18 protein-coding genes and 1 other RNA gene are annotated in these 21238 nt (G+C 61.2%); 12 read left to right on the forward strand and 7 right to left on the reverse strand.

Features of this window, described 5'->3' with window-relative positions:
- Nucleotides 1–4563, reverse strand: a complete 4563-nt coding sequence (gltB, locus tag A37A_RS0107970; RefSeq protein ID WP_040888703.1) for a glutamate synthase large subunit — start codon at nt 4561–4563, stop codon at nt 1–3.
- Between the two features lie 222 nt (nt 4564–4785).
- Here gltB and trpA point away from each other — a divergent pair, with 222 nt between their 5' ends.
- The 7 genes from trpA (at nt 4786) to A37A_RS0108005 (ending at nt 10426) form a co-directional block, all read left to right on the forward strand.
- Entirely contained in the window at nt 4786–5670 is an 885-nt protein-coding gene (gene trpA / locus A37A_RS16455) for a tryptophan synthase subunit alpha (RefSeq protein ID WP_018290991.1), read from the forward strand.
- Nucleotides 5651–6103 carry a Holliday junction resolvase RuvX gene (gene ruvX, locus A37A_RS16460; protein WP_018290992.1) on the forward strand — a complete coding sequence of 151 codons (453 nt, stop codon included), beginning with the start codon at nt 5651–5653 and terminating at the stop codon, nt 6101–6103. Before trpA ends, ruvX begins: the two co-directional genes overlap by 20 nt.
- Before the next feature lie 54 nt (nt 6104–6157).
- Nucleotides 6158–6865, forward strand: a complete 708-nt coding sequence (locus A37A_RS0107985) for an acyloxyacyl hydrolase (protein ID WP_026195725.1) — start codon at nt 6158–6160, stop codon at nt 6863–6865.
- Between the two features lie 75 nt (nt 6866–6940).
- The gene (gene truA, locus A37A_RS16465) at nt 6941–7840 is read left to right on the forward strand and encodes a tRNA pseudouridine(38-40) synthase TruA (RefSeq protein ID WP_020494175.1); all 900 of its coding nucleotides are present in this window, start codon (nt 6941–6943) and stop codon (nt 7838–7840) included.
- Nucleotides 7837–8349, forward strand: a complete 513-nt coding sequence (locus A37A_RS0107995; protein ID WP_018290995.1) for a tRNA (cytidine(34)-2'-O)-methyltransferase — start codon at nt 7837–7839, stop codon at nt 8347–8349. The genes truA and A37A_RS0107995 overlap by 4 nt, the downstream gene beginning before the upstream one ends.
- Nucleotides 8339–9112, forward strand: a complete 774-nt coding sequence (hisF, locus tag A37A_RS0108000) for an imidazole glycerol phosphate synthase subunit HisF (RefSeq protein ID WP_020494176.1) — start codon at nt 8339–8341, stop codon at nt 9110–9112. Before A37A_RS0107995 ends, hisF begins: the two co-directional genes overlap by 11 nt.
- A gap of 6 nt (nt 9113–9118) precedes the next feature.
- On the forward strand, nt 9119–10426 hold the full coding sequence (locus tag A37A_RS0108005; protein WP_018290997.1) for an aspartyl protease family protein: 1308 nt from the start codon (nt 9119–9121) through the stop codon (nt 10424–10426).
- Between the two features lie 40 nt (nt 10427–10466).
- Here the strand turns inward: A37A_RS0108005 and A37A_RS0108010 are convergent, their stop codons facing one another.
- From A37A_RS0108010 to lexA, 4 genes are all read right to left on the reverse strand, one after another.
- Nucleotides 10467–11630 carry a glycosyltransferase family 87 protein gene (locus tag A37A_RS0108010; protein WP_018290998.1) on the reverse strand — a complete coding sequence of 388 codons (1164 nt, stop codon included), beginning with the start codon at nt 11628–11630 and terminating at the stop codon, nt 10467–10469.
- Entirely contained in the window at nt 11627–12406 is a 780-nt protein-coding gene (locus A37A_RS0108015) for a polysaccharide deacetylase family protein (RefSeq protein ID WP_018290999.1), read from the reverse strand. Before A37A_RS0108015 ends, A37A_RS0108010 begins: the two co-directional genes overlap by 4 nt.
- On the reverse strand, nt 12381–13133 hold the full coding sequence (locus A37A_RS0108020; RefSeq protein WP_018291000.1) for a glycosyltransferase: 753 nt from the start codon (nt 13131–13133) through the stop codon (nt 12381–12383). The genes A37A_RS0108015 and A37A_RS0108020 overlap by 26 nt, the downstream gene beginning before the upstream one ends.
- 203 nt (nt 13134–13336) lie before the next feature.
- On the reverse strand, nt 13337–13945 hold the full coding sequence (gene lexA, locus A37A_RS0108030) for a transcriptional repressor LexA (protein ID WP_018291001.1): 609 nt from the start codon (nt 13943–13945) through the stop codon (nt 13337–13339).
- A gap of 187 nt (nt 13946–14132) precedes the next feature.
- On the opposite strand from lexA, the gene A37A_RS0108035 reads away from it, so the two are divergent.
- From A37A_RS0108035 to ssrS, 5 genes are all read left to right on the forward strand, one after another.
- The gene (locus A37A_RS0108035) at nt 14133–14537 is read left to right on the forward strand and encodes a thiol-disulfide oxidoreductase DCC family protein (RefSeq protein WP_018291002.1); all 405 of its coding nucleotides are present in this window, start codon (nt 14133–14135) and stop codon (nt 14535–14537) included.
- Nucleotides 14538–14613: 76 nt separating this feature from the next.
- Nucleotides 14614–14994, forward strand: a complete 381-nt coding sequence (locus A37A_RS0108040; RefSeq protein WP_026195728.1) for a dUTPase — start codon at nt 14614–14616, stop codon at nt 14992–14994.
- Nucleotides 14951–15640 (forward strand): tRNA (guanosine(46)-N(7))-methyltransferase TrmB, encoded by a 690-nt coding sequence (locus A37A_RS18300; protein ID WP_081616219.1) that lies wholly within the window; start codon nt 14951–14953, stop codon nt 15638–15640. The genes A37A_RS0108040 and A37A_RS18300 overlap by 44 nt, the downstream gene beginning before the upstream one ends.
- The gene (pheT, locus tag A37A_RS0108050; RefSeq protein WP_020494179.1) at nt 15637–17937 is read left to right on the forward strand and encodes a phenylalanine--tRNA ligase subunit beta; all 2301 of its coding nucleotides are present in this window, start codon (nt 15637–15639) and stop codon (nt 17935–17937) included. The genes A37A_RS18300 and pheT overlap by 4 nt, the downstream gene beginning before the upstream one ends.
- A gap of 98 nt (nt 17938–18035) precedes the next feature.
- A non-coding RNA gene (gene ssrS / locus A37A_RS19185) (6S RNA) lies at nt 18036–18220 on the forward strand.
- Between the two features lie 306 nt (nt 18221–18526).
- Here ssrS and ilvD read toward each other — a convergent pair.
- Together ilvD and A37A_RS0108060 are read right to left on the reverse strand one after the other, a co-directional pair.
- Nucleotides 18527–20275, reverse strand: coding sequence for a dihydroxy-acid dehydratase (ilvD, locus tag A37A_RS0108055; RefSeq protein ID WP_018291007.1), 1749 nt, complete (start codon nt 20273–20275; stop codon nt 18527–18529).
- 35 nt (nt 20276–20310) lie between these two features.
- Nucleotides 20311–21238: TatD family hydrolase (locus A37A_RS0108060; RefSeq protein ID WP_081616220.1), on the reverse strand; the 928-nt coding region annotated here is incomplete at its 5' end.

Here is a 21238-nt window from a genome sequence, read left to right on the forward strand (position 1 = left end):
TCAACCCTGTGGCTCTACCGCGCTGGCGGGAACTCGCTTTTGTTCCAGCTTCGGCGCCTCTGCGGGTTTAGAGGGAGGCGGAAGCGGGACAACTTTCCAAAAGAGAGGATGGAACCGTTCCCACGCCCGCAGAATCCTCTCTGCGGGGGAGCTGCCGGTTCGTTCCAGGTGACGATAAAGAAGCTCTTGGAGTTGTTTCTGATCTTGGGGTTGCGAGACCCGCTCCAAGCAGACCATTTGCGCGTTGTACCGCTCCTCGAAGCTTCCTTCCTCGTCGAAGACATACGCTAGCCCACCCGACATGCCGGCTGCGAAATTCTTTCCGGTCGGGCCTAAAACGACCACGATCCCGCCGGTCATATACTCGCAGCCATGATCCCCAATGCCTTCGACGACCGCGAGTGCCCCGCTGTTTCGGACGGCGAACCGTTCGCCGGCCCTCCCCCGCACCGAGAGGAAACCACCGGTGGCACCATAAAGAACGGTGTTGCCGCAGATGACACTCTGCTCCGGCCGGTAGCGGCATCCGGCAGGCGGAGCGAGGATGATCTCCCCTCCGGACATTCCCTTTCCCACGTAATCGTTCGCCTCTCCCTCCAAAAAGATGTTGATCCCTTTGACGAGGAAGGCTCCCAGGCTTTGACCGGCCGTTCCCGTTAGCCGAAGCCGGATCGTCCCGTCGGGTAGACCCTCGTCACCGAAATGATAGGCGATCTCTCCGGAGAGTCCGGCCCCAATGGAGCGATGTACATTCGTGACCCGGTGGAGCAACTCGATCGGCTCCTTCGAATGAATGGCGCTTTTTGCTTCCTGAAGCAGGATGTCGTCCAGCGGGCGATCGCCCTGTGGGTCGTTCCTCTCCCACGTGTGGTAGCGGGGCTCGGTTTCCCCCACGCCGGGGAAGGAGAGGAGCGATTGGAGATCGACGAGATTGGCCTTGAGATGATCGGGAATCTCCTTCGGCTCCAGAAGAGCTGTTCGTCCAATGATCTCGTTGAAGGTCCGGACGCCGAGGCTGGCGAGGATCTCCCTCACTTCCTGGCTCACTGCGTCGAAATAGGCGATCAAGCCCGCAGGGGTGCCGCGGAATTTGTTCCGCAGCCGCTCGTCTTGCGTCGCAATTCCCGTGGGACAGGTGTTCAGGTGACACTGCCGAACATAAACGCAGCCCAGCGCGATCAGGGCCATGGTTCCGAAGTTGAACTCTTCCGCACCCAGGAGGCCGCCAACGACGATATCGCGACCGGTGCGCATCCCGCCGTCGGTTCGGAGAGTTACCCGGCTTCGTAATCCATTGGCAAGCAGTACCTGTTGGGTGTCCGCCAGTCCGATCTCCCACGGACTGCCCGCATATTTGATGGACGAGAGAGGAGAGGCCCCCGTGCCCCCGTCATGGCCGCTGATCAGGATCACATCGGCGTGGGCCTTGGCGACCCCTGCGGCAATGGCTCCCACCCCAGCCTCTGAAACCAGCTTCACGCAGATTCGTGCGCGCGGATTGACCTGCTTCAGGTCGTAGATGAGCTGCGCGAGGTCTTCAATGCTGTAAATGTCATGATGAGGAGGGGGCGAAATCAGCATGATCCCGGCGGTGCTCCGTCGTAAGCGAGCGATTAAGGCCGTGACTTTGTGTCCAGGGAGCTGGCCGCCCTCTCCCGGCTTTGAACCTTGCGCCATCTTGATCTCGATTTCCGAAGCGCTGGCTAGGTATTCCGCGGTCACTCCGAAGCGCCCGGATGCGACCTGCTTGATGGCACTGCTCAAAGAGTCTCCGTTCGGCAAGCGGACGAATCGGGCCCGATCTTCCCCTCCTTCTCCCGTGTTCGACTTTCCGCCGATCCGGTTTAAGGCCAGCGCCAAGGTCTCATGGGCTTCCGGAGAGAGGGCTCCCAAAGACATCCCTGCCGTCGTGAAGCGGCGACGGATTTCCTCGACGGGTTCGACTTCCGAAAGCGGAATCGCCTCCTCCTTGCGAAAGCGCAGACAATCCCGGAGCGCAAGGGGCTGATTGGTCGAGAGGGCTTCCCCGATCTTCCGGTAATCCTCATTCCGGCCTGCCTTGTCCTGCCCTTTGAGGCCGACGAAGGTGTGGATGCTTTGAATGAGAGGGGGCGTGATCGCGTGCCGTTCCCCTTCCCGCCGAAATCGGTAGTGACCGCGATCGGCGAGTTTCATGTCGGGAGCGAAGGCTGCCTCATGTCGGCGGAGCGCCTCGTGGGCCAACTCCGGGTATCCGACACCTCCCAGATGGGAGACGACGCCCTCGAAACATTCTTGAATCACCTGCGGACCAAGCCCCAGGGCCTCGAAGACCTGGGCGCCGTGATAGCTCCACAGGGTGGAAATGCCCATCTTCGAGATAATCTTCAGCAGCCCCTTTTCGATGGCCTTCTGATAGTTTTGTTCGATGACCGCCGGATCGGCTGCCTTGAGTTCGTTGCGGCAAGCGAGATCGGTATAGAGCGAAAGGGCGAGATAAGGATTGACGGCAGCGGCGCCGAAGCCGATCAGGCAGGCAAAGTGGTGGACGTCGCGACAGTCGCCGGTTTCGCAAAGTATCGTGGCACGCATCCGCCTCCCCGCGCGAATGAGATGGTGATGGACCGCTCCAACGGCAAGGAGCATCGGAATCGCCGCGTCCATCGGCGAAACGCCCTTGTCGCTCAGCACCAGGATCGAGGCTCCGCCCTCCACCGCCACCTCGGCCTCTTGGCGAATCTCCGACAGCCGCCGCAGGAAGCCCTCTTGGGATTCTCCGGCCGGGAAGAGACACGAGATCGTCTGGCTTCGCAGGCTCGGCTCGGGCCGGCTGCGCAGCTCGGAGAGCCGGGCGTCCGTCAGAAAAGGGGAGGCGAGCCGGACAACATCTCCTTCGGGGAGCCGGTGCAGCAGCAGATTTGGCCGCCGGCCCACCCACATTTCCAGAGACATGACCAGGCGTTCCCGCAACGGATCGATGGGAGGATTGGTGACCTGGGCAAAAAGCTGCCGGAAGTACCAGTAGAGGATCCTCGGCTCACGGGAGAGAATGGCGGGAGGCGCATCGTCGCCCATCGATCCGATCGATTCTTCTCCTCTTTCCGCCATTGGTTTGAGGATCTGCTTGATCTCCTCGTCGTCGTAACCGAAGGCCGACAGTTGCGGGGAGAGGCCGAGGTGGGGAGACGGCGCCCCCGCAGGGAGAGTCCGGGAGGTGAGCCGGTGACAGCGGGTGGTCAGCCATCGGGAATAGGGAAGCTTCCCGGTGAAGCGATTCTTAAGTTCCGGGCTGTGAAAGAGACGCCGGTCCACGGTGTCGACCGCCAAGATCTCTCCCGGTCCTAACCGGCCCTTTTCAACGATGGTTTTCTCATCGAGGTTTCCGATGCCCACCTCCGAACCGAGAACCACGGTGCCATCCTCGGAAATTTTGTAACGGATCGGACGCAAGCCGTTGCGATCCAAACAGGCGCCGACGGTTACCCCGTCGGAGAAGACCAGCGCTGCAGGTCCATCCCAAGGCTCACTCAGGAGCTCGTGATACTCGTAGAATGCGCGCTCTTCGGGCGAGAGACGAGGTTCCGCCTGCCATGCGGCCGGTACCAGCATGAGCATGGCATGAAGTAGGTCGTAGCCGGAGTGCAAAAGCAGCTCGACCGCATTGTCGAGGTTCGCCGAATCGCTTGCGGCGGGAAGAAGCACCGGAGATAGGCTACTGGCCTCCGTTCCCCACTGGGACTCTGCGAAGTCCCTTTCTCGCGCGCGCATCCAGAGCCGGTTGCCCAGGATCGTGTTAATCTCTCCATTGTGGCCGAGCACACGAAACGGTTGAGCGAGCCGCCAGGCAGGGAAGGTGTTGGTGCTATAGCGCTGGTGGTAGACCGCCAGCGCCGTGTCGAAGGAGGGATCTTGCAAGTCGCGATAAAATTTCGAGAGCTGAGGAGAGACGAAGAGCCCTTTATAGACGATCGTGCGGCTCGAGAAGGAAGGCAGATGAAACTCCGTCACCCCATCCTGGGCGATTCGTTGTTCGATCTTTTTGCGGCAGAGATAGAGCGTTCGCTCGTATTCGAGGGCGGAAAGCGAGCGATCTTCCGGCTTGCCAACCAGGACTTGCTCCAGTTCCGGACAGGTGCGCGCGGCCTTGTCGCCGAGTGCATCCCTGCGCACCGGCACCTTCCTCCAGCCGAAGACGAAAAGCCCGTGTTCGGCAAGGGATTCCTGAATGATTTTTCGACAATGCGCTTGCTCGTAGGCGTCTCCCGAAGGGAGAAAGCAAAAGCCGACCGCCAAGTCGTCGTCCCGGTAAAGCTTTGCGCCCCATTTCTCGATGTCCTTGCGGAAGAGTCGCGCCGGAATTTGGGTCATGACCCCGGCTCCGTCTCCCGTCTTCATGTCGGCGTCGACCGCTCCCCGATGAGAAAGGGCGCAGACACAGGAAAGGGCGGTTTCCAGGATCTTATGCGAGGGCGCTCCCGTTAAGGTGGAGACAAAGCCCACGCCGCAGCCGGCCCGCTCCTGGTTGGAGTGCCAGAGGGATGTTGGGACCGGGCGGTTCAGTTTCGAGTGGTTCCCAACGTGCATTCGGTCAAGGATACGGAAATCTTCCGATCGAAGCAAGGCTTCCGCTCCATGGAGCGAGAAAAAAAACACGCGAGAGCGCGATCCTCCCAAGAGAGGAAAAATGCTGGAGCTGTGGGGCGGAAAGAACTAGTTTAAAAAACTTAACCCTCTTTCGTCTCTGGATGGGAGGGGAATGCGAGATTAAAATTCTTGGGAAGATATGGGCAAAGCAGGAGCTCGCGCGTGAGCGGCCGGATCGCGCAGAAGTTCCGCTCTCTCGCCTTCGAGGGGAAACGGGCGTTTATTCCCTACATCACGGCGGGGGACCCGGCACTTTCTGCCACTCGCGACCTTGTTCGCGCGCTGGAACGCGCGGGGGCGGATCTGGTCGAGTTGGGAATTCCCTTTTCGGACCCCCTTGCCGATGGAGAAGTGAATCAGGCGGCGGCCTTGCGAGCCCTCCGGGCGGGAACCACCGTGGAAGGTGTCCTGGAGACTGTCGCGGAGATCCGGAAGAGTTCGCAGATTCCTCTGGTTCTTTTCACTTACCTGAACCCGCTGCTTCAACGGGGACTCGAACGATTCGCCACCGAGGCGAGCCGGGCGGGGGTTGACGGAGTGCTGCTGGTCGACTTGCCCTTGGAGGAACGGCTCCCCGGCTTGGAATGCTTGGAGGCTTGCCTCACGCGGATTCACCTAGTGGCTCCGACGACTGAGTTGCCGCGTCGGCAGACCATCGCGAAAGCGGCGGCAGGGTTTGTCTACTGCGTGGCCCGTCTCGGCACCACCGGGGTGCGCGACGAGGTTCCCGCCGAAGCGGAGGAGATCGTCCGGTCGATGAGGACGCTCTGCACGGTTCCGGCTTGCGTCGGCTTCGGAATTTCCACGCCGGAACAGGCCGCGGCCGTGGCGGTTTACGCGGATGGCGTAGTCATCGGCAGCGCTCTGGTGGAGCGGATCGGAGCCTGGGGTTTGACACCGGACCTCTGCGAGAGGATCGAGCAATTGGCGCGGCCGCTGGCCGAAGGTGTGCATCGCGTATCGGGAAAGGGGGGCGCGCGCGGAGCCCTCCTCCGTGAGCCCACGGGAGAGGGAGAAAGAGGGAGAGTTGGGAATTCTTGCGCTTGATTATGGAAGCAAGCGGATCGGCGTTGCCGTCAACGATCCGACGCTAACGTTCGCCTTGCCCCTCGGTTACCTCCCGGCGGCGCCGTTTGCGGAATTCGTCCGGCAGCTCAAGGAGTTCATTCGCCGGTACGAGGTGAGCCTTCTCTTGGTCGGGCTCCCTCGGAATATGGATGGATCCTATGGACCGGCGGCAGAGCGAGTGCGGGAGTTTACCCGGAAGTGCAAGCAGTTGGTCCCGATTCCTGTGGAACTTCGCGACGAGCGGCTCACCACGAAGTTGGCCGCACACTACCTCCGGGAAGCAGGGCAGAAGGAAAAGGAGAGTCGGCAGAAAATCGACGGGGTCGCCGCCGCGATCCTTCTGCAGTCTTATCTCGACGAGTTGTTGTTTCGGGGGGAGTTGGACGGGCAATGTAACCCTGGAGGACCATAAGAAAAGGAAAAATGCTGGCCGCTAGGGCGTTGCGGCTGTTAAGCAAATAGACCCATGAGGAGGATGTTAGTTGCGGCTTTGGCCCTGGGACTTCTGGCCGGCTCGTGGAGTGCTCGTGCGGCCGTTTCCTACCCGGCGCAGGCAGCTCCCGCAAGCCTCGAGGCCAAGGGCGGCGGCGCCAAGGAGGGGGTTGCGCTGGACACCGAAAGCATTCCCGAGCTTGCCCTCTATCGGGAGGGCACGAACGAAATTCAGGTCATGTCCGGGGCGCTCTTTTCCCTGGGAAGCGGCGGCGGCAGGTATACGTTCGACGAGGCTCCAACCATCCTGAGCTGGGGCTGGATGCTGACGACGCCAAAGGGGAACGGGATCTTCCGGGGCAACGTGGAGGTGCTCGTCGATCTCTACGCAAGCGCCATCTTCGCGGGCCCCATGAGCGGCAACGTGGTGGTGGGTCCCAACGTCTTCGTTCGGTATAACTTCGTCCAGCCCAACTGGCGCATCGTTCCTTATGTGGAGGGCGGGGTTGGTTTTGTCTACACGGATGCCTACACGGTGCCCAACCAGTCGGTGGTGGGCCAAGCGATCGAGTTCACCCCACAGGCCGGAGCGGGATTCCGCTACATGCTTTCAAAGCACTGGTCGATCAATGCCGAAGCGCTCTTCCATCATATGTCCAATGCCGACATGGCCGCGCGCAACATCGGCGTGAACGAAGTGGGCGGTCTGATTGGATTTTCGTACTTGCTGGGATCGGATTAGGATCGAGCGTTGGGGCCTAGTCTCTCGAACGTTCCCATTGGGGCGCATTGGAAGAACCAGCTATTGGGCCAGGAAATGCCTATCCGGAAGGCCGTGGAAACGATCGCAAGGGGAGGGTCTTCCGGCAAGAGCCTTGCGGAACCTCTGCTCGTTGGACACCGGATCGAGCTCTCCTACGTTGGCACGGAGTTTTCCGGCTGGCAGCGGCAGAAGGGAAAGCCGTCGATCCAAGAAGCCCTGGAATCTGCGGTCGAGCGGATCTGGGGCCAGCCGATCGCTCTGGTCGGGGCGAGCCGAACGGATGCCGGCGTGCATGCCGTGCGACAGGCGGCCTCTTTCGCCGCCCCGCAGAAGCTGAAAGCCGAAGAGTTGGTGAGAGCCCTCAACTACTATTTGCCGAGTCCCATCCGGGTTCGGGAAGTCAAGCTGGTTGCTCCTGGATTCCATGCCCGGTTTGCTGCGCGAGCCAAGACCTACGAGTACCGGGTGTGGAATCACGCGGTACTGGATCCCTTCCTAGCCGACCGGGTTTGGCACGTTCCTGTCCCCTTGTCGATTCCTGCGATGCGGCAGGCGGGTGATCTCCTTGTCGGGACGAAGGACTTCTCCGCCTTTGCCACCAATTCCGGACGAACCTATTCTTCGACGGTGCGCACGATCTCCGATCTGGTGGTGTCTCGCCGAGGGCCTTCGGTGCGCATCCAGGTCACGGGCGACGGTTTTCTCTACCACATGGTCCGGAATATCGTTGGCGCGCTGGTTCGCGTGGGCAAGGGACGGCTGTCCCTGGAGGATCTTCGGAGAATTCTCGAGAGCCGGGAACGAAAGCAGGCCCCCGCTTCCGCTCCTGCGCGTGGACTCTATCTTCTCCGGGTTTATTACGCCTTCAGGAGGCGGAACGGTTGCAAAGGCTTCTTCGGCAAGGATGGAACCTCCTCCTGGCCAACCCGAGGAGCAAGAGCAAGACACGAGTGAGTGACCAGGCTCCTTTGGAGGTCGGGCTGATTGCGCCCCGGATCCCCCCCAATACGGGCAACATTGCCCGTCTGTGCGCCGCAACCCGGTCGATCCTGCATCTGATCGGACCGCTTCCCTTCTCGCTGAACGACCGGGTGGTACGTCGGGCCGGCCTCGACTATTGGCCCGAGGTCGTCATCCGGCAGTGGGAAGAGTGGGAGGATTTTCGGGCGGCCATGGCGGGCCGAAGGCTTCTCTTCTTCGAGACGGGCCCCTATCACGCGTATACGCAGGCGATCTACCGGTGGGGCGACATCCTTCTTTTCGGCCAGGAGAGCCGTGGGTTGCCGCAAAGGATCTTGGCGGAATACGGAAGGAATGTTTTCACGATCCCGATCTACAACCCCAAGGTGCGCAGTCTGAATCTTGCGAACGCCGTCTCGATCATCCTCTACGAGGCGCTTCGCCAGATCAACGCAGGAGAACGGGCGGGCGAGGGGGGAGAGGAGCGTCCCGGTGCTTGCTAAACGCATCATTCCGTGTTTGGACGTGCACGCGGGGCGCGTGACTCGCGGCGTGCAGTTCGGCAGAGCGGAAGAGGGAGCCTTGCGGGACGTGGGAGACCCTGTGGGGTTGGCGGCTCGTTACAACGAGGAAGGAGCGGACGAACTCGTGTTTTACGACATCACGGCGAGCGTAGAGGGACGGAAGACGCTTCTCGATGTCTTACGGGCGGTTTCGGATCGCTGCTTTATTCCTCTGACCGCAGGCGGCGGGGTCCGAACGGCGGATGACATTCGGGAAATGCTGTTGGCGGGAGCGGATAAGGTCAGCGTAAATACCGCGGCTCTCGCGAATCCCGACTTGATACGGGCGGGGGCGGAACGCTTTGGCTCTCAATGCATCGTCTTATCGGTCGATGTTCGGCGAACGGGTTCCGAATCTTGGCGTGTTTTCAGCCACGGCGGCAGACGTCCGACAGAGTGGGAAGTCTTGGATTGGGCCGGGAAAGGGGTCGATCTGGGAGTTGGGGAAGTGGTTTGCAATAGCATCGATTGCGATGGCATGAAAAGCGGGTACGATGAAGCGTTGATTCGTATTCTGGCCGACGCGCTTCCCGTGCCTGTCGTGGCGAGCGGAGGCGCGGGGAAAATCGAGGATTTCGGCGAGGTCTTTCTTTCAGGCCATGCCGATGCGGCTCTTGCCGCCGGAATGTTTCACTCCGGGGAGGTCTCGATCCCCGAGGTCAAAGGCTACCTGCGGACTCGGGGGATTCCCGTTCGCATGTAATGCAGTATGGGCTGGAGGAATGGCCTGGAAGCGGCGGTGCGCTTGGGCGGCCTGATGTTCCTGCTCATCCTTGCCGGCGGGACAATTCCCGCTCGGGCAGCGAACTCCCCGGGTCTTCTCGACGAAGCACGCCACTGCCTGACGGAAGGAAACCTGGATGAGGCGGCACGGCTGGCCGGGAAGCAAGCCGCACTCCATCCCGCTGAGGGAGAATCGTGGAGACTCCTCGGCGCAATTGCACTCGAGCAGGGTCGGATGCCTCAAGCCCAGAGGGCGCTGGCACGTGCCTTGCGTGCGGACGGCGCGGATCCGGAAGCGGCGGCTCTGATGGCTACGCTCTGGAGGCGGGAAGGGAGGTTTTCTGACGCGGCCAATCTCTTGCGCAGGTTGGGTGGCGAAGCGGAAGCAGAGCAACTGGCCGGGTTTCGAGACGTAGCACCGTTTCGGCAAAGCGGCCCCGACGAAGTCGGGCTCGACTGGGTGGGACCGGGGCTACGACCCGTCGTGCGGATTCTAGTCGCAGGGAGGCGATCGGCCAACTTCCTGGTCGATACGGGGTCGTCCTGCGTCGTCCTGGATCGGCGCTTGGCCGAGGAGATTCACCTTCCCACCGTGGGATCGGCTCCACTCCTCGGTGCGGGCGCGAAAAAGGCGAATGGCAAGCTGGGACGACTCAATTCGCTCCAACTGGGCGCTGTAAAAGTACAGAACATCCCGGTTGTCGTTGTCGATCTCCATCGGCCCGAGAAGACGAGCGAGCCGTTCGAAGGAATCCTGGGGTCGGAATTTCTGCAGCGCTTCGTCGTAACCCTCGATTATCCGAAGCGGCAGCTTTCGCTCCAGAAAGCGGGGAGGGGAGCGATGGCGGAGGGGTCCCGACGTGTCATCGGCCGTCGGTTTGCCGACGTTCCCTTGCGCCTGACTCCGGGAGGGCTTGTTGTGGTTCCGATGGAGGTCTCTTCTGGAGAAAAGCTCCTGGTCTTTCTCGACACCGGTGCGGCGGAGACGGCGTTGGCGTTGAGCCGGGGGGCGGCGACTCGACTCGGGCTGAAGGCACCAAGTCACGGAGATTCGTATTCCGGGGTTGGCGGCCGTTATCTTGCCTTGCCCATCCTTGTGGGCGAGGTGCGATTCGCGGGCTTCTCCGTGCACAATGTTTTGGGGGTGATTGCCCCATTTCCCCCTCGGATCTCGCGCGGAGAAGGGTTGCCTTTGGGTGGATTTTTGGGGAGCGGTTTTTGTCGTCCGTTCCGGGTGACGATCGATTTCCCCCGCATGCGACTCCGCCTGAGCCTTCCGGAGAACGAAACTTAGCCGCCATTTTTGGCAAGCTTGCCCGGCGTTGGAACAGAAATCAGCCGCTCTCCCTGCCCGAGGGGGACGGTACGGCCGCCGGATTGGCGGCAGGAAGCGGCCGAAGGCAGCGGAGGGAGAGGTATCCGAAGGAGATCAGGGCGAGGAGCGGCTGGAACCAGAGGTTGGTCCAGCCATGAATCGGCCCATAGCTCGACGAGCCGAAGCCAAGGGTAATCGCAATGAGGGCTGCAGCGCTTGCGCGCCTGCCGAGTGCGAGCTCCCATAGGGCGAAAGCGGCGGTTGACGGGGCGAGGAGAATGTAGGAGTTGGCCTCCGTTCGCGGATTGAAAAGCATCAGGTAGGCGGCGGCGAGGCCCGACAGGGCGAGGGTGGCGTGGCTGCGATCGCAGCGAAGGGCGAGCCTAGCGAGCAGCAGGGTCAACAGAGCAGAGAGCGCACGACAGCCGAGGAGCCAAGAGGGATCGAGAGGAATCCGCAGCGTATCCAAGAGGCCCGAGAGATCCGAAAAGCTCGGTTCATGAGGTTGGCCGGAAAGCAGAAACTTCTGCCAGAAGAGGTGGTACTCTTCGTGCACGAATGCTGGCGGTGCAAAGAGCCAGGGCAATGCCAGAAGGAGGACGGTCCCGGAAAGCAACGACCAGCGGAGTCGAGGGAAGAGAACACCCGCCAGGAGGTAGGGGACAATCGCGATCGGCTTATAGACCAGGCCCAGGAGAAGCCAAACGGTCGCTCGATCCCATCGGGCGTTCGAGGCTTCCAGGAAACCATGGAGGATCACACCCGTCAGCGGAAGGTTGGTTTGGCCGTTGCGGGCAGAGGCTAGGGAGGCGGGAATCGTCAGAAGGCTTAGGAGAACGAAGGATCGGGAGGGCCGGGGCAGGAGGCGCGCCAGGCGCGCCAGGGCGCTGGCCAAGATGACGAGATTCACCGCCCGCCAGAGAATCTCCCTCGGGACGGGGGGCAGCAGAGCGAAGGGCGCGTAGAGGATCGCCGATTGCGGTAGATAGAGAAATCCATGCACGCTCTGCAGGTCGTAAAGGTTGCGATGCTGCCACCAGGCTTGACTTGCCTGGGCATAGGTGGGTGTCACCGCGTGCTCGGGAGCGTGAGCGACGACAAGGGAAAGCAGGAGGAGATAACCGAGCCAAAGGAGAACCCCCGTACGGGAGAGAGCGCTTTCCGCCAGAGATTCCCGCTTCATTGCGCCAGAAATGCCGCGGAGAAGTCGGCCAGAGTGGTAAAGCGTGCTCGTGCGCCGAGCCAATCGAGGAAGGAAGCGAGCCGGTCCAGCAGCTCTTGCCCGCACGGCAAGGAGATCCAGCGGGGCAAACCGTAACCGGCGAGATCGGTAAACTCCCAAGGATGGAAGACCAGATGCAGATAGCCCCCCTCCGCGAGGGTCCAGGCGGCAACCGCCCGAAAAAGAGGGGGCGGAGTGTTCTTGAAAGCCAGCCAGAAGCAAGGAAAGCGAACCAAGGGAGAGACAGAGACTGGGATCCGAAGCAGATCGCCCTTCCGGTACGCCTTGCGTGGAGAAAATAGGCCGCAATAGCGTCCCGGCAAGAAGATCGGGTTCTCCGAGGAGTTGTAGGTATAACCCGCTTCTCGGAGGAGACGATCCGCCACGGGACGAAAGCGGGGGCTTCGATATCCGAAGACGCGCTTGTTCGTGATCTCCTCCAGCACCTTCTTCGAACGATGGGGATCGGATGGGAAAAACCCCGTATGGGCGTATCCATGGGAGGCGATCTCATGGATTTGCCCCAGCTCGCGGACCTCCTGCGGGGCATTCATTGCCAACACGGCAGTGGAGAAGAACGTGGAGACGATCTTTCGATCGGCCAAGAGGGCTGTCAGCCGCCGGAGACCAGCGAGGGTGACTTCGATCTGCTCAGGTTTGGGGAGCGCCCGCTGGAACTCGTTGGGGATATCGAACTCCTCGAGATCAAAGCTAAGGAGTGCGAGTGGGTCCCTCATGATAAATCCCTAGCCAGTCTCGTGCCCGGATCCGGCAAAGGTCCGCCAGCATGCCTGCGGAGTCCCGCAAGAGCTTCACTTTTCCCGTTTTGTAAGAGTGTTCCCTAGTCGGCTGAACGGGCATTTCTCGTATGCGGAGCCCTAACTTCTTTGCCAAAAACAGGAGTTCGACGTCAAAGGAGAAGCCGGTGGAACGGAGGAGAGGAAAGAGTCGTTCCGCCGATTCCCGGCGGAATCCTTTCAAACCGGCTTGGGTGTCTGCATAGGGCAGCCCCAGGAGAAGACGGACGAGCCAATTGTAGCCGATGCCAAGAAAGCGGCGGCGTAGATTGGGATCTCCATGGGAGGCGCGGCAGCGGCTGCGGGAGCCGATCACGATCTCCGATTCCTTGAGTTCCGCCGCGATCCGGTCGAGGTAGTCGAGCGGATAGGCCAAGTCGCCATCGGTGAAGCAGACGAATGTTCCGCTAGATCTTTGGAATCCGAAGAGGATGGCGTGCCCTTTCCCCCGATGGGGAGCATAGCGGAGAAGGGAAACATTGGGCACGCCTTCCTTCTCGAGGATCCCGCAAAGAATCGTCGCCGTCGCGTCGATCGAACCATCGTCGACCAGGAGAAACTCGTAGCTGGGGTGGCTTTCCGCAAAGCTCGTGACCCGGGTGGCGACCTCCCTGGCGATTCCCGCCTCATTGTAAACCGGCAGCACGATGGTTAAGGAAGGGTGCATGAAAACTTAAGGGAGGGGTGCGCGACAATGGCGATGAGCTTGAGTCCTCCGCAGGATCGGCCGGCCTCAGCTCGTGGGTTTGCCGGTCGCGCGCGCTGCCTTTCCGAGACTCGCGAACGAATTAAACGGAGAAGATAGGTTTTCTGGCAAGACGCAAAAGCGGAAAGAAGTCTCCCCGCCGTCGGGCGGTTTCGTCCCCTCGTTCATGTTACTTTTCGCAAGACGGCGATCAACACTCCCTGAATCGCCAGATCGCGCGCTGGCAGCAGGTCGGCGAAGGCCGGATTTTCCGATCGAAGAATGAAACCATGCGCCGGATCGAGGATCAGTCTTTTGAGCGTGCATTCTCCATCAATCAGTGCGGCAACGATCTGCCCCTCCCGAGGAGGTCTCTTTTCGATCAGCGCCAGGTCGCCATCGAGAATCCCCGCGCCGACCATGCTCGATCCGCGCACTCGCACGGCAAAGCAGGCGGACCGATCGGAAATGCCCAAGAATTCCGGAGTCAAGCGCACGCTGTCGACCTCCGGTTCCTGCATCGGGGCCGGAGGTCCGGCGGGAATGGCGGGAAAAAACGGAATGGGGAATCCCTCTTCCAACGGTTTTCGCAGGAGGATCCCTCGAGAGTTTTTTTGACGGGAAATCGATCCAATCGCCTCGAGGCGCTCGAGTTGATAGGAGACGGCTCGCGGACTCCGGAAGCCGCAGCCGTGTTGAATTTCTCGCACGGTGGGAGGCCGGTGATGGCGTTGAAGATAGGAATGGATGAACTGGAGAATGCGCGTTCGCGACCCTCGCTTATCCACGAGCATAACGAATCAGTGATCGCGTAAAGAAAGCTTGTCAAATGTTTTCCCGAGTGGACAGCCGCCTCGCCTGCCAAAATCGGCATGGGAGAGGGATCCTGGATGGGATATTCGCCGCGCTCACCGACGTTTCTCCTTTGCGGCGGTTGGTGAGCGCCTCAGATTACTTCGAGACGCAATCCGGAATACGGAGATGGGAATCATCTACTTCGATGGGGTCTGCGGCCTTTGCAACCGCTTTGTCCGGTTTGTATTGCGCCACGATCCCGAACATGTTTTCCGCTTCGCGCCGCTTCAGGGAAAGAAATTCCGTCGTTACGCGGAGGGGAAGGAAGGTCTGAATGGCTCCGATTCCTTGGTGGTCGTTTGGGAGGCGGGGAAAGGCGGACCGGCCGTGTTTGTGCGCGGGCAAGCCGTTCTTGAGGTCTTGCAGCGGTTGCGAGGGTATTGGTTCCTGGCGACCTTGTTGCGGATCCTCCCCTTGCCATGCCTGGATTGGCTTTATGACTTGGTGGCGACCAATCGGTATCGTCTTTGTGGGAAGAGCGCGAGCTGTCGAAAGCCGACCGGGAAGGAGCAGCGGTATTTTCTCGATTGAAACGGCGGAGGAGTGTTTCTTTTCTCTTCAGTTGCCGCGCATCCGCATTAGGAAGGGCCGGAGGAAGGGAGAAAAGGTGAACAATTCGGACAAGCTCGAGGCGATTTTTGCGCTGCAGGAAGGCCTCAACCGCCAAATCGGAATCGAAACCGCCTTGCTCGATGACGAGGGAAGGGAGCGATGGCTGCTCAACTATGCGCGGGCCATGAGTCAAGAAATTGCTGAGTTGACGGACAGCGTGCCCTGGAAATGGTGGGCGCGTTACCAGAAGCGCGATTTTCAGAATGCCCGAGTGGAGCTCGTCGACCTCTTCCACTTCCTAGTCTCCGCGGCACAGGTGCTCGGCATGAGCGCCGACGACCTCTTCCTGGCCTATCAAAAGAAGCATCAAGTCAACCGGGAGAGGATCGCCGATGGCTATCGCCAGAAGGACCCGGACGACTGCCGGCATGTGTGAGTCCGTAGACCTCCCTCTATGCGGGGTTTGGACGCCTGGGACGGGCGAGACCAATCTCCTCGTTCCTCAGGACGACTGGCAGAGGATGTTTTGCCGTCCGGCTCCGATCGTCTGCGATCTGGGAGCCGGCAACGGCCGCTTTGCGGCTGCCTACGCGGAACTCCATCCGGAATGGAATGTCTTGGCGGTGGAGCGCAGGCTCCCAAGGGTCCGGAAGATCCAGCGAGCTGAGGAGCTTCGCAGGCTTCCTAATCTCAGGGTTCTCTGGATGGAATGGGACGAGCTGCTGCTCTTTTGGTCGCGACCGGATTCCTGCAGGGAAATCCATGTGCTCTTCCCGGATCCCTGGCCGAAGCGACGTCATCAGATTCGTCGGACGCTGAGCGTGAGGGTCGTGACAGCCATCTTTCGAGTGCTGGAGCCGGGCGGCTTTTTCCGTCTCCTGACGGATGATGCCGCCTATTCTGCGACCGTCGAGCAAGCGGCTGCCGCTCTGGCTGGGTTCGAACGGGCGGAAGATCTCCGTGGATTCCCTAAAAGTCACTTCGAGACCATCTTTCAGACCAAAGGCGATGCTCTCCATGGAGCCATTTGGCGGAAAGCAGGGGAGCACGGAATAGGGGAGAAAGGGACGGGGAAGGCATGAAAATTTCCTGGCAATGGTTGAATCAATATTGCGAATCCACGGTCCCAGTCGAGGAGGCTGTCGATCGTTTGACGATGAGCGGCCTGGAGGTCACGCATTGGAGGAAACGGGGGCCAGAAGATCCGAGGATCGTAGTGGCCGAGGTGGTCGAATGGCGGCCCCATCCGGGTGCTGATCGGCTCCGGCTCGTGCGGGCACGGATTCCGGAGAAGGAAGTGGATCTGGTCTGCGGCGCCACGAACTTCGATCGGGGAGATCGAGTCGCTCTTGCCCTCGTGGGAGCCGTGCTCCCCGGAGGATTGGAAATCGCACGGAGGCGGATTCGCGGGGAGGAGTCCGAGGGGATGCTCTGCTCGGCGGAGGAGCTGGGGCTGGAGGAGAGGAGATCGGAGGGAATCCTCCTACTGCCGACCGGCAGCGAGCTTGGCGTTCCTGTTGGATCGATTCTCCCGACGGACGTCGAGTTGATCGTCGAGGTCACGCCCAATCGACCGGACCTCCTCTCCTACCGGGGATTGGCGCGAGAACTGGCCGCATTGCGCTGTGGACGCTTGCTCCCCTTTCCTCGGCCCGATGTTCCCTCCGTCATCGAGCGCTTGCCCGGAAGGGTCGTCTTGAGTGTCCCGGAGGCGGCGCCTTGGTATGCCGCAAGCCTGATCGAGGGAATCGAGGTAAAGCCGAGCCCTCCGTGGCTGCAAGAGCGGTTGCGCAGCTCAGGTCTGCGTCCTGTGAATGTAGTGGTCGATGTCACCAACTTCGTTCTCTTTGAGCTTGGAGAGCCACTCCATGCCTTTGATGCGGATGCGTTTGCAGATTGCGAGGTCGCGGTCAGGCGCGCCAGGGAGGGAGAGCGTCTGGTCACTCTAGGCGATCAGGAGATGGTGCTGGAGCCAGCAGATCTGGTGATTGCCAGCAGGCATGGGCCGGAGGCTTTAGGGGGGGTGATTGGGGGCAGACGTTCCGCCGTGTCCGAGAGGACCGCACGCGTCCTCTTGGAGTGCGCTTGGTTTCGCCCGAACGAGATCCGAGCGGGCGGCCGCCGGCATTCGATTTCGACCGAAGCCTCCTACCGCTTTGAGAGAAGGGTCGACCCCGGGATCGTGGGGCTTGCGCGGGACAGGGCGATCGAACTGCTGCTTCGATGGGCGGGCGGCCGGCTGGTTGGGACATCCACTTTCGGCACGCTCCCTTCGGAAAGGGCTCCGATCTGGCTTCAAAAGAGAACCGTGGAGCGGCTTTGCGGGGAGCCATTTCCGCCCGGGGAACTCGAGGCGATCCTCGGCCGGTTGGGGCTCGCGCTTCTCGAGAAGAAGGAGCATGGCTGGCTTTGGGAAATCCCGAGCCATCGAGCCGATCTGGAAGGAGAAGCCGACCTTGTGGAAGAAGTCGTTCGGATGCGCGGCCTGGCGGAGGCGGCTCCCCGGATTTCTATCGGATGGGCGGAGAAGAGTCGGGCCGACTCTCGGTGGGATCGACGGGAGACGGTACGAACCGCACTCGGTGCGCGTGGATGGCAGGAGTGCATTAGCGTGCCCTTTACGGCGACCGATCCGGGAGAAGTCGGGATCGAGTTGTCGAATCCGTCGAACGCCGATTTACGATTCCTGCGTGTCGAGCTTGGATCGGGCCTGATCGAGATCGCCCGCACCAATTGGGCAAAAGGAAACCGGAGCTTGCGGCTCTTCGAGTTGGGCCGAGTGTTTCATCGTTGCCAGGGGCAGGTGGAGGAGCGGGAGCGGCTAGCACTTCTCCTCGCCGGGGAGGCGCAGGAGCCTCATTGGCTGACCGGCGATCGTCGGTTCGACTTTTTCGACATGAAGGGACTGGCCGACTTCCTGGAGAAGTCCTTTGCCTTTCCCAAAGAGGCGCGTCTGCGGCTGGAAACCATCCCCCGCGAGGAGGCGGCCAAGCGAGAGATTGAGGCGGACGTCGTGCTCTTGGAGTACGATGTGGAGTCATGGCTTTCGCGCGAAGAGTCTAGGGCGGTCTTTCGGCCCTTGCCGGTCTATCCGCCCGTTCGGCGAGATATCGCCGTTGTCGTCGACGAACCGGTGACCCACTCGGAAATCTGCCGCGTCGTCGCAGCGTGCCGGCTCCCCTGCCTGGAGGGATTGCAGTTGTTCGACTTGTTTCGGGACCCATCTGGCGCACGCCTGCCGGCGGGCAAGAAGTCGTTGGCCTATGCCTTGACTTTCCGATCCTCCGACCGCACCCTAACAGACAAAGAGGTCAACGGATGGCTCGGCGACGTCAGGGCGGCCTTGCAAGCTCAAGGCTGGTCGTTGCGGGAGTCGTAAGCCCGGTGGCCTGCGGGTTCTTTGAACGAAAACGGGTAATGAGCCCGGGCGGCTGGGTTTTCGCAAACTATTTTCTTGGTTGAGAGATCCGACGAACAATTTCCCTATGCTGCTCGTGCTTGGGATGCATGCCTTTCCTCCGATAAGTTCGATTACGGGAGCCGGAGTTGCTCGCGCGGCCAACGTCAGGCCTTCACTGGAAGACGGAAGCACGCGGCAAGGTTCCCACTTATTTGCAAAGTGGTCGAAAGGCCCCATTCCCACACGACAGCACGGGGACCTTTTCTAACTTGGCCCTTATCCGAGGCTGGCCTGCCTGTTTCACAGAGTTCGTACCCTACCGCCATTTCTCACAAATTTCGTAGCCGAGGCGCCGCAAATGGGCTTGGATGCGAGGCGAGGCGCCGGTTTTCCCCCGGAGCGGTATTATGACGACATACTGCGAGGAGGAAAAACCAAATCCCGACGAAGCAGCCGGGTCCATTTCGCAAGCCGCAGGAGAACGCTTGTGAGACGGGTAGGCTGCGACTGGTAGGAAACCACGCTCCGCAGCCAGGAGGAGGAAGACAACCTCTGCGTGGGTTCGCCGTTATCGGCGCTCCCGATTCAAACTCTCTCCGTCGGTCACCGCCCCCAAGTGGGCAGAGCCCACCTGGGCCCGGTATTTGGCAAGAAGGCCTCGCGAGTAGCGGGACGGGGGCGGAGTCCAAGCTTTCAGCCGGCGCGCGATCTCTTCGTCGGGGAGTTCGAGCCGGATCTCTTCGGCTTCGGCGTCGATGGTGATAAGGTCTCCGTTCTGAACGATCGCCAGCGGGCCTCCGGCCGCCGCCTCTGGGCAGATGTGGCCGACGACAAAGCCATGGCTTCCCCCGGAGAAGCGGCCGTCGGTAATCAGAGCGACATCCTTTCCGAGGCTGCGGCCCATGACGGCCGAGGTCGGGGAGAGCATCTCCCTCATTCCGGGGCCTCCTTGGGGACCCTCATAGCGGATGACGATGACATCTCCCTTGGTGACCGAGCCGTCCAGGATGTTGCCCAACGCCGCTTCCTCCGAGTCGAAGACACGGGCGTTTCCTGTGAAGCGGAGCCCTTCCTTCCCGGTCAGCTTGGCCACCGCACCCAGCGGTGCCAGATTCCCGCGAAGGATCACAATATGGCCCATCGGCTTGATCGGCTGATCGAACGGAAGGATGATTTTCTGGTCGGCGGGATAATCGGTGATCGTCTGGAGATTTTCCGCAAGGGTTGCTCCGCTCACGGTGAGGCAGTCTCCGTGAAGGAGACCCTTTCCCAGCAGCCTCCGCAAGAGAGGAGGGAGTCCTCCGATCTCCGTCCAGTCGGCGACGGCAAAGCGGCCGCTCGGCTTGAGATCGGCGAGAACGGGCACGCGTTTGCCGATCCGCCGGAAGTCGTCCAGGCTCAGTTTGACCTCGGCCGCATGAGCGATTGCCAGGAGATGGAGCACGGCATTGGTCGATCCGCCCAGTGCCATCACGACCGCAATCGCGTTCTCGAAGGCCTTCCGCGTGAGAATGTCGCGAGGCCGGATGCCACGATCGATCAGTTGCAGGACTGCCATCCCCGCGGCACGGCAGCCAGCCAGCTTCTCTTTGGAAACCGCAAGCTCGGTCGAGCTTCCCGGGAGGCTCATTCCCAGTGCCTCGATGGCGCAGGCCATCGTGTTGGCCGTGTACATTCCCCCGCAAGAGCCCGGCCCGGGAATCGCATGGCTTTCGATGCTGGCCATCTCCTCCAGCGAGAGATCACCTTTCGCTTGGGCGCCGACTGCCTCGAAAACGGAGACGATGTCGATCTTCTTGCCGTGATGGCAGCCCGGAAGAATGCTCCCGCCGTAGACGAACACGCTGGGCCGATTGAGCCTTGCCAGAGCGATGAGGCAGCCGGGCATGTTCTTATCACAACCGCCGATGGCCACGAGCCCATCCATTCCCTCCGCCGCCGCAACCGTTTCGATCGAATCGGCAATCACCTCCCGGGATACCAGGGAGTACTTCATTCCTTCGGTTCCCATCGAGATTCCGTCTGAGACCGTGATCGTGTTGAAGATCAGGGCTTTGGCGTTCGCTTCCTTTGCGCCAGCGGCCGCTTCCCGAGCCAGCCCGTCGATGTGCATGTTGCACGGAGTCACCTGGCTCCAGGTCGAGGCGATGCCAATGAGGTCTTTCCGGTCGAACTCCTCCTTTTGGAAACCTAGCGGGTAGAGCATCGAACGGTTCGGGGCGCGTGCGGCTCCCTCGAAGAGTTCGCGGGAGTAGGCCCGATGGCATCCAGAGGATTGGCCTTGGGAGGGGTGTGGATTCTGGTTCGTCTTGTCCATGGCACTTCTTTTCTGGAACGCGGCGGAACGCGCTGTCAATCGTCGAATCGGAAAAAGAGCCGCGCGTTCTGCGAACTTGCCTCGGCCACGACGGACGGGGGCAGCGCGCGCAGGCGGGCGACCGCCTCCGCCACGAGACGGACATGCCATGGCTCGCACCGTTTGCCCCGATAGGGGACCGGCGCCAAAAAGGGGCAGTCGGTTTCCAGGAAGAATTTATCCATGGGCACAGCCTGGGCGCTGGCCCTTGCCAGGGGGGCATTGGGAAAGGTGACGATGCCGGTGAAAGAGACGAAGTGGCCGCGCCGGATCAGTTCTTGCAGCCGATCCGGTCCTTCCCCAAAGCAGTGAAAGACACAGCTCACCGCATTGTCGACTTCGTCGAGCGTCGCAAGGGTGTCTTCCCAGGCAGACCTCTGATGGATGACCACCGGAAGATTTTTCTCTCTGGCGAAAGCGAGCTGCGCCCGGAAGGCCCGGCGTTGACAATCTTTCTCCGCATCCGCTGCTTCCGGGTCCGGGGGGAGGCGGTGATAGTCGAGGCCGATTTCGCCGACAGCGGCTACCTTCTTGTGGGCAGTGATTTCCTCTAGATCCGCGAGGAAGCCGGGCGGCGCGGCATGGGCGCTCTTTGGGTGGATCCCCACCGTGCAGGCTAAACTCGCGTGCTTCTGCGCCAGTGCGAGAGCGGCTCGGCTGGAGGCAAGGTCGGTTGCGACGACGACGATGCGATCGATTCCCTCCTTTTGCGCGCGGTCGATGACTCCCTCCCGATCCTCGGAGAACTCGGGAAAATACAAGTGAGCATGCGTGTCCATCCACATGGTTAGCAGCCCGTCGCACTTAGACTTAGCGCGAGAACTCCCCATGATGCGCCGGCAGTCCGATGCGGCACAGGGAACGATTGTCTCGGAACCTGTAAAGGCCAGGATAATGCGGCGGCCGGTCTGGCGCAGAGCGACC

This window comes from Verrucomicrobium sp. 3C (assembly GCF_000379365.1).
Taxonomy (GTDB): domain Bacteria; phylum Verrucomicrobiota; class Verrucomicrobiia; order Methylacidiphilales; family Methylacidiphilaceae; genus Methylacidimicrobium.

Excerpts from the sequence above, each read along its gene's own strand:
- gltB (WP_040888703.1), bottom strand. The coding sequence starts at position 4,563 with ATGCACGTTGGGAACCACTCGAAACTGAACCGCCCGGTCCCAACATCC.
- A37A_RS0107985 (WP_026195725.1), top strand. The coding sequence starts at position 6,158 with ATGAGGAGGATGTTAGTTGCGGCTTTGGCCCTGGGACTTCTGGCCGGC.
- truA (WP_020494175.1), top strand. The coding sequence starts at position 6,941 with ATGCCTATCCGGAAGGCCGTGGAAACGATCGCAAGGGGAGGGTCTTCC.
- A37A_RS0108005 (WP_018290997.1), top strand. The coding sequence starts at position 9,119 with ATGGGCTGGAGGAATGGCCTGGAAGCGGCGGTGCGCTTGGGCGGCCTG.
- A37A_RS0108010 (WP_018290998.1), bottom strand. The coding sequence starts at position 11,630 with ATGAAGCGGGAATCTCTGGCGGAAAGCGCTCTCTCCCGTACGGGGGTT.
- A37A_RS0108015 (WP_018290999.1), bottom strand. The coding sequence starts at position 12,406 with ATGAGGGACCCACTCGCACTCCTTAGCTTTGATCTCGAGGAGTTCGAT.
- A37A_RS0108020 (WP_018291000.1), bottom strand. The coding sequence starts at position 13,133 with ATGCACCCTTCCTTAACCATCGTGCTGCCGGTTTACAATGAGGCGGGA.
- lexA (WP_018291001.1), bottom strand. The coding sequence starts at position 13,945 with ATGCTCGTGGATAAGCGAGGGTCGCGAACGCGCATTCTCCAGTTCATC.
- A37A_RS0108035 (WP_018291002.1), top strand. The coding sequence starts at position 14,133 with ATGGGAATCATCTACTTCGATGGGGTCTGCGGCCTTTGCAACCGCTTT.
- A37A_RS18300 (WP_081616219.1), top strand. The coding sequence starts at position 14,951 with ATGGCTATCGCCAGAAGGACCCGGACGACTGCCGGCATGTGTGAGTCC.
- pheT (WP_020494179.1), top strand. The coding sequence starts at position 15,637 with ATGAAAATTTCCTGGCAATGGTTGAATCAATATTGCGAATCCACGGTC.
- ilvD (WP_018291007.1), bottom strand. The coding sequence starts at position 20,275 with ATGGACAAGACGAACCAGAATCCACACCCCTCCCAAGGCCAATCCTCT.